The sequence below is a fragment of the Sediminimonas sp. genome, from assembly GCF_024637375.1.
Taxonomy (GTDB): Bacteria; Pseudomonadota; Alphaproteobacteria; order Rhodobacterales; family Rhodobacteraceae; genus Sediminimonas.
Genome location: NZ_JAGXFK010000089.1, coordinates 22886 through 32051, shown reverse-complemented (window position 1 = coordinate 32051; position 9166 = coordinate 22886). Strand labels below are relative to the sequence as shown.

General features: G+C 67.4%; 8 protein-coding genes and 1 pseudogene. 3 read left to right on the top strand and 6 right to left on the bottom strand.

Annotated features, from left to right (window positions below):
• Positions 1 to 35 precede the first annotated feature (35 nt).
• Positions 36 to 314: pseudogene (locus tag Q0L89_RS14260) on the bottom strand (IS110 family transposase); the annotation flags it as partial.
• A 256-nt stretch (positions 315 to 570) separates the two neighbouring features.
• Between Q0L89_RS14260 and Q0L89_RS14255 the strand changes: the two are divergent.
• Entirely contained in the window at positions 571 to 1986 is a 1416-nt protein-coding gene (locus tag Q0L89_RS14255; protein WP_296766446.1) for a TrkH family potassium uptake protein, read from the top strand.
• An 80-nt stretch (positions 1987 to 2066) separates the two neighbouring features.
• Positions 2067 to 2540 (top strand): pyridoxamine 5'-phosphate oxidase family protein, encoded by a 474-nt coding sequence (locus tag Q0L89_RS14250; protein WP_296766445.1) that lies wholly within the window; start codon positions 2067 to 2069, stop codon positions 2538 to 2540.
• A 37-nt stretch (positions 2541 to 2577) separates the two neighbouring features.
• On the opposite strand, the gene Q0L89_RS14245 is transcribed toward Q0L89_RS14250, so the two are convergent.
• Both Q0L89_RS14245 and Q0L89_RS14240 read right to left on the bottom strand, forming a co-directional pair.
• A complete protein-coding gene (locus Q0L89_RS14245) occupies positions 2578 to 2982 on the bottom strand; it encodes a cell division protein ZapA (protein WP_296766442.1) in 405 nt (134 codons plus the stop codon).
• Positions 2982 to 3560, bottom strand: coding sequence for a hypothetical protein (locus Q0L89_RS14240; RefSeq protein ID WP_296766439.1), 579 nt, complete (start codon positions 3558 to 3560; stop codon positions 2982 to 2984). The genes Q0L89_RS14245 and Q0L89_RS14240 overlap by 1 nt, the downstream gene beginning before the upstream one ends.
• 202 nt (positions 3561 to 3762) lie before the next feature.
• Between Q0L89_RS14240 and tkt the strand changes: the two genes are divergently transcribed.
• Positions 3763 to 5781: a transketolase gene (gene tkt / locus Q0L89_RS14235; RefSeq protein WP_296766437.1), complete on the top strand. Its 2019-nt coding sequence runs from the start codon at positions 3763 to 3765 to the stop codon at positions 5779 to 5781.
• A 122-nt stretch (positions 5782 to 5903) separates the two neighbouring features.
• Here tkt and mltG read toward each other — a convergent pair whose 3' ends face one another.
• From mltG to Q0L89_RS14220, 3 genes are all read right to left on the bottom strand, one after another.
• On the bottom strand, positions 5904 to 7061 hold the full coding sequence (mltG, locus tag Q0L89_RS14230) for an endolytic transglycosylase MltG (RefSeq protein WP_296766435.1): 1158 nt from the start codon (positions 7059 to 7061) through the stop codon (positions 5904 to 5906).
• On the bottom strand, positions 7061 to 8320 hold the full coding sequence (fabF, locus tag Q0L89_RS14225; protein WP_296766432.1) for a beta-ketoacyl-ACP synthase II: 1260 nt from the start codon (positions 8318 to 8320) through the stop codon (positions 7061 to 7063). Before fabF ends, mltG begins: the two co-directional genes overlap by 1 nt.
• Positions 8321 to 8413: 93 nt before the next feature.
• On the bottom strand, positions 8414 to 9157 hold the full coding sequence (locus tag Q0L89_RS14220) for a 1-(5-phosphoribosyl)-5-[(5-phosphoribosylamino)methylideneamino] imidazole-4-carboxamide isomerase (RefSeq protein WP_296766429.1): 744 nt from the start codon (positions 9155 to 9157) through the stop codon (positions 8414 to 8416).
• Between the last annotated feature and the right edge of the window lie 9 nt (positions 9158 to 9166).

Below are 9166 nucleotides of genomic sequence, written 5' to 3'. Positions count from 1 at the left end.
CGTCAGGGGAGGGCGGCAACCATCCCATCTACCTCGGCATCCACAGCATCGTTTTTGCCGCGCTTCACGTAAGGCTTGACGTAGCCGGCGGGCATAAGCTTCACGTCGTGCCCAAGCTTGCGCAGCGCTCGCCCCCAGTGATGGGACGATCCGCATGCCTCCATGCCAACGGTGCAGCGCGGAAGTGCCTCAAAAAAGGCGAGCAGCTTCGCGCGTTTGATGGCTCTGTTGAATATGACGCGGCCATTCTCCGAAATCCCGTGAACTTGAAATACGTCCTTGGCCAAATCCAGGCCCACAGTCTTTACTGTCATCGGGTGGCTCCTTTCCTCGCAGTCAATGACAACTGCACTTTGGCACGTTTGATGCCGGTGGAGCAGGAGCCATCCACCTCATCCGGAAAGGGCCGGAAAGGGCCATTGAGCACCTTGTACCAGGTGGTGGACACCAGGGCGCGGGCGGATCAGGAAACACCCCCGTCATCTGCATGATTGCCTGCGCGCCCCGGTCACGCTATCCCATGTCGGACGCGCGCCGGTGAGCGGGCAGCGCCGGCATGAGGGGCAACGCATGAACTTCGTGGTCTTCGTCAACGGGCTGATCCTGCTGTTCATGGCCGCGTTGATGCTGCTTGACGCGGCGTTGTTTCCCGCCACCGCCGGCGTTTTCGCCACCTCGGCGCTGATCACCGGCATGGTCGGGGGGGCGCTGGCGCTCGTCACTTACGGCGCGTTCACCGGCTTGCGCCGGCTGCAAACCTTCCTGCTGACCACCTCGATCTGGCTGACGGCGGCCATCGCCGGGGCGCTGCCGCTCTATCTGTGGTCTATGTCGCCGGTCGATGCGCTGTTCGAGGCGACCTCGGGGTTCACCACCACCGGATCGACGGTGATGACCGGGCTCGACGACACCCCGCACGGCATCCTGATGTGGCGGGCGATGATGCAGATGATGGGCGGTATCGGGTTCATCGTCGTGGGCATCGCGCTGCTGCCGATCCTCAAGGTCGGCGGGATGCAGCTTTTCCGCACCGAAAGTTCCGACAAGACCGACAAGGAACTGGGCAACGCCGCGCGCTTTGCCTTCGGCACGCTGGTCGTCTACGCCGCGCTCATGGCGCTGTGCGCAATGCTCTATCGCATCGGCGGCATGTCGGTGTTCAATGCCGCCGCCCACGCCATGACGACAGTGTCCACCGGGGGGTATTCGACCTCGGATTCCTCGTTCGGCCAGTTCGACAGCGCCTTTCTGCAATGGGTCGCGGTCGTTTTCATGGTGATGGGCGCGTTGCCCTTCGCGTGGTATCTCCGGGTGCTGCTGCGCCACCGGCTGCGCAGCGAACAGGTGATGGCGCTTCTGTGGACGCTGGCGGCGGTGATCGCCTGCATCAGCCTGTGGCTGACCCTGACGACCGGCACGCCGGTGCTCGATGCGCTGCGGCTGGTGGCGTTCAACGTGGTCTCCGTCATCACGACGACCGGCTACGCCACGACCGACTACACCCTCTGGGGGCCGTTCGCGGTGGCCGCGTTTTTCATGCTTACCTTCGCCGGCGGCTGCACCGGCTCCACCTCGGGCGGGGTCAAGTCGATGCGCTGGATCATCCTGTTGCGTGCCGCCCACGCCGAGATCCGCAAGATCCCCCTTCCCAACGCCGTATCCACGATCCGCTACGAAGGCCGCAAGGTCGAGGATGACGTGATGTCGGGCGTGATCTCCTATTTCACCATCTTCGCGCTGACCCTGGCCTGCCTGGCCTTCGCGCTCGGGCTGCTGGGGCTGGATTTCCAGACCGCGCTCAGCGGCGCGCTTACGTCGCTGACCAATGTCGGCCCCGGTATCGGCCCGGTGATCGGCCCGGCGGGAAGCTTTGCGCCGCTCGGGGATTCGGCGAAACTGCTGCTCGTGGCGGGCATGCTCCTGGGCCGGCTGGAAATGCTGACGGTGCTGGTCCTGCTGACGCCCGCCTTCTGGCGCGAGGTCTGAGCAGCGCTTGCCGCGGGCAGCCCACTGTGCTCGCCCCGGCGGCATTGCCGCGCCGGTCGCTCCCGTGCCATGTTGGCTGCATGAGCCACACCTTCCCGCCCGAGGCCCTGCTGCACAAGCCGCTGATGGCCAACCTCGCCACGACCACCCACGACGGCGCACCACGAAACGCGCCGGTCTGGTTCTTGTGGGAGGACGGCGCGCTGTGGATACCCGCGACCGAGGGCGGCAGCTCCGCCCGGCGCCTGCGGCATGATCCGCGCTGCGCGGTCGAAATCGTCGAGTTCGACGGGCCCGGCGGTATCCTGCTGCACCTCGGGATGCGCGGCCGCGCCGCAGTGGTGGCAACGCGCCCGGCGCTTTTCCGCCGCCTGCTGGGCAAATACCTCGGCCCCGAAGATGGCTGGAACCCGTGGTTCGTCGACACCGTGGCGCGGATCGACGCGCCCGACACGCGGCTGATCCGCATGAGCCCGGACAGCACCTTCACCAGCAACGTGTCGTATTTCCGCACCGGTCCGGCCCTGGCCGCGAATCCCGGCGCGGCCCCCTGACCCCGTTGCGCCGCCCCCGGCGCACCAGGCGCGGCACTCAGCCCTTGGCGCCCTTGGCGTTTTCCTCGACCCGGTCGGCCAGCGATTCGGCCCGCGCAGCCAGTTCGGCCAGCGCGTCGGTCACCTTGGCGGGCACCACCGGCACCTCGACGCGCTCGGGTTCGGGCGCCGGGGCCGAGCGCAGCTTTTCCAGTTCGGATTCCAGCTTGGCGATCTTTTCGGTCTTTTCGCGCAGGTTGTCCTCGAAACCGGCGGTCTTGTCGGCCAGCATCAACCCCGCCATCAGCAGCATCCGCGATTCCGGCAGCCGCCCGATCTGCTTGCTCAGGACCGAGGCCTCGGTGTCCAGCATCGCCGCGGCGGCGTGCAGGAACTGCTCTTCGCCCTCCTGGCAGGACACCTCGAACGACCGTCCCCCGATCCGGATCTCGACTTCGGGCATCAGTTCGCCTCCTTCGCGTCATCGCTCAGCAGCGGCTCCAGCGCCGCCTTTATGGCGCGCGCCTCGGCGACGTCGGCGGCACGCGCGGCGCGCAATGTCTCCAACTCGTCGCGCAGGCTGTTGTCCAGCAAATCCGCCCCCGCCTTGCCCTCGGCGGCGCGCAGCGCCTCGGCGTTGCGGTGCAGGGCGTCGCTTTTCGCCTTGAGCGTCTCCAGCGCCTCGCCCATTTCCGACAACGCCGTGCGCGCCGCGCCGAGGTCTTTCTCCAACTCTGCCATGCGCGCGTCGTGCTTGCGGTGCAGCGCCTTGATCCGCTCTTCGAGCTGCGCACTCACCAGCCGCTCGTCCTCAAGCTCCTGGCGCAGGCGCGCGACGTCCTCGCCGCCCGCGTCGTCGGCCCCAACGGCCGGGGGCGCCGTATCGCCGCCGCCCGCCTCGGGTGCGGCCGTTTCGGCTGTTTCGGCGGCGTCGGCGGCGCGTTCCGACAGCGCCTCGACCCCCTGGCCGATCCGGTCCATCGCCGCGGTCAGCCGGCGTTCAAGCTCGGTGATGTCATCGCTGCCGCTGGTTTCGCTCATCGTCCCTAATCCCCGTTCTGGCAAAGCTTCGGGCAACGAATCAACCGCCCCATGCCTTGCGCCCGAGTTTAGCCAATCGGCGCGCGAAATGCTTCCCCCTTGCGACCGCTTCGCGCCACGCCCGGGGCGCCGGTACGCTTGATCTTCGCCGCCGGGCTGGTATTGAGCAGCCAGTCGCAGCCATACCAGAGGATCTCAGCCCGTGGACATACCCACCCTTCGCAACACGCACCCCGACCACTGGATGCGGGCGGCAGCCATCCGCGCGCTCACGCTCGACGCGGTCGCCGCCGCCAATTCGGGCCACTCCGGCATGCCCATGGGCATGGCCGATGTCGCCACGGTTCTGTTCGCGCGCCACCTCAAGTTCGACGCCGCCGATCCGCACTGGCCCGATCGCGACCGCTTCATCCTCAGCGCCGGGCACGGCTCGATGTTGTTGTATTCGCTGCTGCACCTGACCGGCTATGCCGACATGCCGATGGACGAGCTGCGCAATTTCCGCCAGTGGGGCGCGCGCACCGCCGGGCACCCCGAATACGGCCATGCCAGCGGCGTTGAGACCACCACCGGCCCGCTGGGCCAGGGAATCGCCAACGCCGTCGGCTTTGCCATCGCCGAGGAAATCCAGCGCGCCCGCTATGGCCGCAAGATCGTCGATCACATGACCTATGTCATCGCCGGCGACGGCTGCCTGATGGAAGGGGTCAGCCACGAGGCGATCGCGCTGGCCGGGCGTCAACGCCTGGGCAAGCTGGTGGTCCTGTGGGACAACAACAGCATCACCATCGACGGCAAGGTCGATCTGGCCGACCGCACCAACCAGGTGCAACGTTTCCGCGCCGCCGGCTGGCATGTGCAGGAAATCGACGGCCACGACCCCGATGCCATCGACGCCGCGCTGGCGGCGGCAAAGGCGGCGCGCAAGCCCTCGATGATCGCCTGCAAGACGCATATCGCGCTCGGCTCGGCGGCGCAGGACACCGCCAAGGGCCACGGCGCGCTGACCGACCCTGCGCTGATTTCGGATACCAAGGCCGCCTACGGCTGGACCGCCGCGCCCTTCGTCGTGCCCGACGACATCAAGGCCCAGTGGGAGGAAATCGGCCGCCGCGGCGCGAGCGAGCGCGCCGCCTGGGCCGAACGGCTGGCAGCACTGCCGGCGCGCCGCCGCGACGAGTTCGCCCGCATCCAGGCCGGCTCGGCGCCCAAGAAGCTGTCGGCGCGGATCAAGGCGCTGAAACGCCAGATCAGCGACGAAGCGCCCAAGGTGGCCACCCGCAAATCCAGCGAGATGGTGCTCGAGATCATTAACCCCATCGCGCCGGAAACCGTGGGCGGCTCGGCCGACCTGTCCGGGTCGAACAACACCCGCACCGCCGACCTGAGCGTGTTCGACGAGGGCAACCGCAAGGGCCGCTACATCCATTACGGCATCCGCGAACACGCCATGGCCGCGGCGATGAACGGCATGGCCCTGCATGGTGGCGTGCGTCCCTATGGCGGCACCTTCATGTGTTTCACCGACTACGCGCGCCCGGCGATGCGGCTGTCGGCGCTGATGCGGCTGCCGGTGAGCTATGTCATGACCCATGACAGCATCGGCCTGGGCGAGGATGGCCCCACCCACCAGCCGGTGGAACACCTCGCCATCAGCCGCGCCACGCCCAATACCCGCGTCTTTCGCCCCTGCGACACGGTCGAAACGGCCGAGGCGTGGGAACTGGCGCTGACCTCGACCGAAACGCCCTCGGTCCTGTCGCTGACGCGCCAGGGGGTGCCCACGTTGCGCACCGAGCACCGCAACCGCAACATGGTGGCCCAGGGCGCCTACGTGCTGGCCGAGGCGACGGGAAAGCGCCAGGCAATCGTGATCGCCACCGGCTCGGAAGTGGCCATCGCCATGGAGGCGCGCACCATGCTCGAAGCCGATGGCATCGGCACGCGCGTCGTCTCGATGCCCTGCATGGAGCTGTTCGCCGAGGCCGATGCGGCCGTGCGCAAGCGCGTCCTGCCCGGCGGCCCGGTACGCGTCGGCGTCGAGGCCGGTGTGCGGCAAAGCTGGGACAGGTGGCTTTGCGGAGAGCGCGGGCGCGAGGCCAGGGCCGATTTCGTCGGCATGGACAGCTTCGGCGCCTCGGCCCCGGCGGAGGTGCTCTACGAGAAATTCGGCATCACCGCGCAAGCCGTGGCCGACAGGGTGCGCGCGCTGCTGGGTTGAGCGCCCACCGGCGGGCCGCGCCCATCCGCCGCACGACCGGACACGCGGTCGGCCGCGATCCGTACACGTACCCGTGACAAAACGTACAGCCCCGGCGCCTCACCGCGCCGGGGCTTGCGCGTTCAGTCGCCGTTGCGTTCGGTTTCGATGCGGCGCCACTTGCGGACGTTGGCGTTGTGCTCGGCCAGCGTCTCGGCAAAGGCATGCCCGCCGCTGCCATCGGCCACGAAATACAGGTATTCGGTCGGCGCCGGGTCCAGTGCCGCCTCGATGCTGGCGCGGCCCGGATTGGCGATCGGCGTTGGTGGCAATCCGTCGATCACGTAAGTATTCCATGGGGTTTCACGGCGAAGTTCACTTTGCAACAAGCCCCGGCCAAGCGGCTTCTGGCCCTCGGTGATACCGTAGATCACCGTCGGGTCTGTCTGCAGGCGCATGTCGGCTTTCAGGCGGTTGACGAAAACGCTGGCGACCTGCCGCCGCTCCTCGGGCAGCGCGGTTTCCTTCTCGATGATCGACGCCAGGATCAACGCCTCCTGCGGGGTTTCCAGCGGCAGGTCGTCGGCGCGCTCCCGCCATGCGGCGTTGAGAATGAACTGCTGTTTTTCCTGCATCCTCTCGATCACTTCCTGGCGAGTCTCGCCGCGCCGCAGTTCGTAGCTGTCGGGCGCCAGCGTGCCTTCCGCGGGCGGCGCGTCGAGCCCGCCCGCCAGGATTTCGATCGCGTCGAGCGCCCGGCTGACCTGCCAACTCGTGACACCCTCGGCCATGGCCAGCCGGTGGCGCAGGCCAGTGCCGGCGCGCGCTTCCGAAAAGGCCTCGGGCCGCGGTTCCTCTGAGCCTAAACTATGCTCAGCAACAGTCTGGTATTGAACGGTTTTCGGGTCGAGTTCACGCAACTCGATGCGGGTGTCGGCGATGCCGACCCGATACAGGATCTCGGTGCCGCAGGTGCTACCACCGCCGCGCGTGACGATGTCGGCGATCTCGGCCATCGAGGCACCTTCGGGGACCAGGAAGCTGCCCGCCTTGAGGTCGTCGCTGAGTTCTGAATAATCGGTGCCCACGCGGTAGATGAAGCCGCTCGTGACGGCCCCCTGCGCCTCGAGCTTGCGGCTGATGCCGGTCATCGTCGCGCCGCGCTCGACCTCCAGGCAAATCGGGTCTTCCAGCGGGCCGGTGGCGCTGTACTGGCTTTTGCCCCAAAGAATCACGCCGCCCGCGAGAAAGGCCAGAACAATCAGCAATGTCAGCGCGTTGGAAGCAATATTTCGCCACATCAGATGACTTTCCCGAGTACCAGGCTGGCATTGGTGCCGCCAAAGCCGAAGCTGTTGGAAAGCGCCACGTTCACGGCGCGTTCGCGCTTGGCATTTGGCGCCAGGTCGATCACGGAGTCCACCGCCGGATTGTCAAGGTTGATCGTCGGCGGCACCACCTGGTCGCGCAGCGCCAGGATAGAGAAGATCGCCTCGATCGCGCCCGCCGCCCCCAGCAGGTGGCCGGTGGCGGATTTCGTCGAACTCATCGTCACCTTGTCCGCCGCGTCGCCCATCAGGCGTTCGACCGCCGCCAGTTCGATCACGTCGGCCATGGTCGAGGTGCCGTGCGCGTTGATGTAATCCACCGCGCCGGGTGCCAGGCCCGCGCGCTCCAGCGCCGCCTTCATCGACCGGAAACCGCCATCGCCATCGGGCGCCGGCGCGGTGATGTGGTAGGCATCGCCCGACATCCCATAGCCCAGCACCTCGGCATAGATGGGCGCGCCGCGGGCGACAGCGTGGTCGTAATCTTCAAGCACGACAACCCCCGCGCCCTCGCCCATGACGAACCCGTCGCGGTCGGCGTCATAGGGGCGGCTGGCGGTCGTTGGGTCATCGGCGCGCTTGGTGGACAGCGCCTTGGAAGCATTGAACCCGGCGATCCCGATCTCGCAGATCGCCGCCTCGGCGCCACCGGCGACCATCACGTCGGCATCGCCCCACTGGATCAGACGCGCCGCGTCACCGATGGCGTGCGCGCCGGTGGAACAGGCGGTGACGACCGCGTGGTTGGGCCCCTTGAACCCGTAACGGATACTGACATGGCCGCTGATGAGGTTGATCAGCGCCCCGGGGATGAAAAACGGGCTGACCCGCCGCGGCCCCTTCTCGGCCATCATCAGCGTCGTCTGCTCGATCGACTGCAAGCCGCCTATCCCGGACCCGATCATCACGCCGGTGCGCTCGCGGCTGACCTCGTCCTCGGGTGTCCAGCCGGCATCGCGCACCGCCTGGTCCGCCGCGGCGATGCCGTAGAGGATGAAATCGTCGACCTTGCGGCGCTCCTTCGGTTCCATCCAGTCGTCGGCGTTGAAACTGCCGTCGCTGCCATCACCCAGCGGCACCTCGCAGGCGTATGTCGTGGTCACGCGCGACGTGTCGAAGCGCCTGATCGGCCCTGCGCCCGATTCCCCGGCCAGCAGGCGCGACCAGCTTTCCTCGACACCGCAGGCCAACGGCGTGACCAGTCCAAGGCCCGTGACGACAACTCGACGCATGATAATGCCCTCTCCAAAGCGTGGTTGACCCGCTCTTAGCGCGGCTTCCCCCCGGGGGGCAAGACCATCGCGCCGGCCCGGCGCGGTTTGCGATTACTGAAAGTCCGCCGTCGGCTCGGGGGCCGGTTGCGCGACGGCGAGCGCCTCGGCCAGGTCGATATCGCGCGACATCAGCGCCCGGCCGATCAGCGTGCCGGCGATATTGTTGACGTATTTCAACCGCGCCACGTCGTCGGTATTGCGCACCGTCCCGCGCGCGATGACCGGGTGCCGGGTTTGCGCCGCCAGCCCCGAGATCACCCCGATACGGCCATCCTGGTCGGCGATGTCGGCGTCGATGTCGGTCACGATCACGCCCGCCAGCGGCGCGCTTTCGAATGCGCGCAGATAAACCTCGGGCGAGAAGGCGCAGGCCATGCGCCATCCGTCGGCCATCACATGGTCCTGGAAAACGTCCAGCGCCAGCACGATCTGGTCGGGGTAATACTTGGCCAGTTCGCGCAGCAAATCGGGGTCGTGCACGGCCATGGTGCCGATCACCACGCGGCCCGCGCCGCGGTCGATCCATTGCGTCACCCGCTCGCGCGAGCGAAAGCCGCCGCCAATCTGCACCGGGATGCCCGCAGCGCGGATGATCTCTTCGATCAGCTCGTTGTTGTCGCCCTCGCCGGCCAGTGCGTCGATATCGGTGACATGCATCCATGACGCCCCGGCATGGGCGAAACCGCGCGCCGTCTCGACCGGGTCGACATGCCAGATCTCGGGCTCCTCCAGGCGCCCGCGGGAAAGCGAAACGCATTTACCGTCTTTCAGTTCGATGGTCGGGTAGATGATCATGGCGCCGAC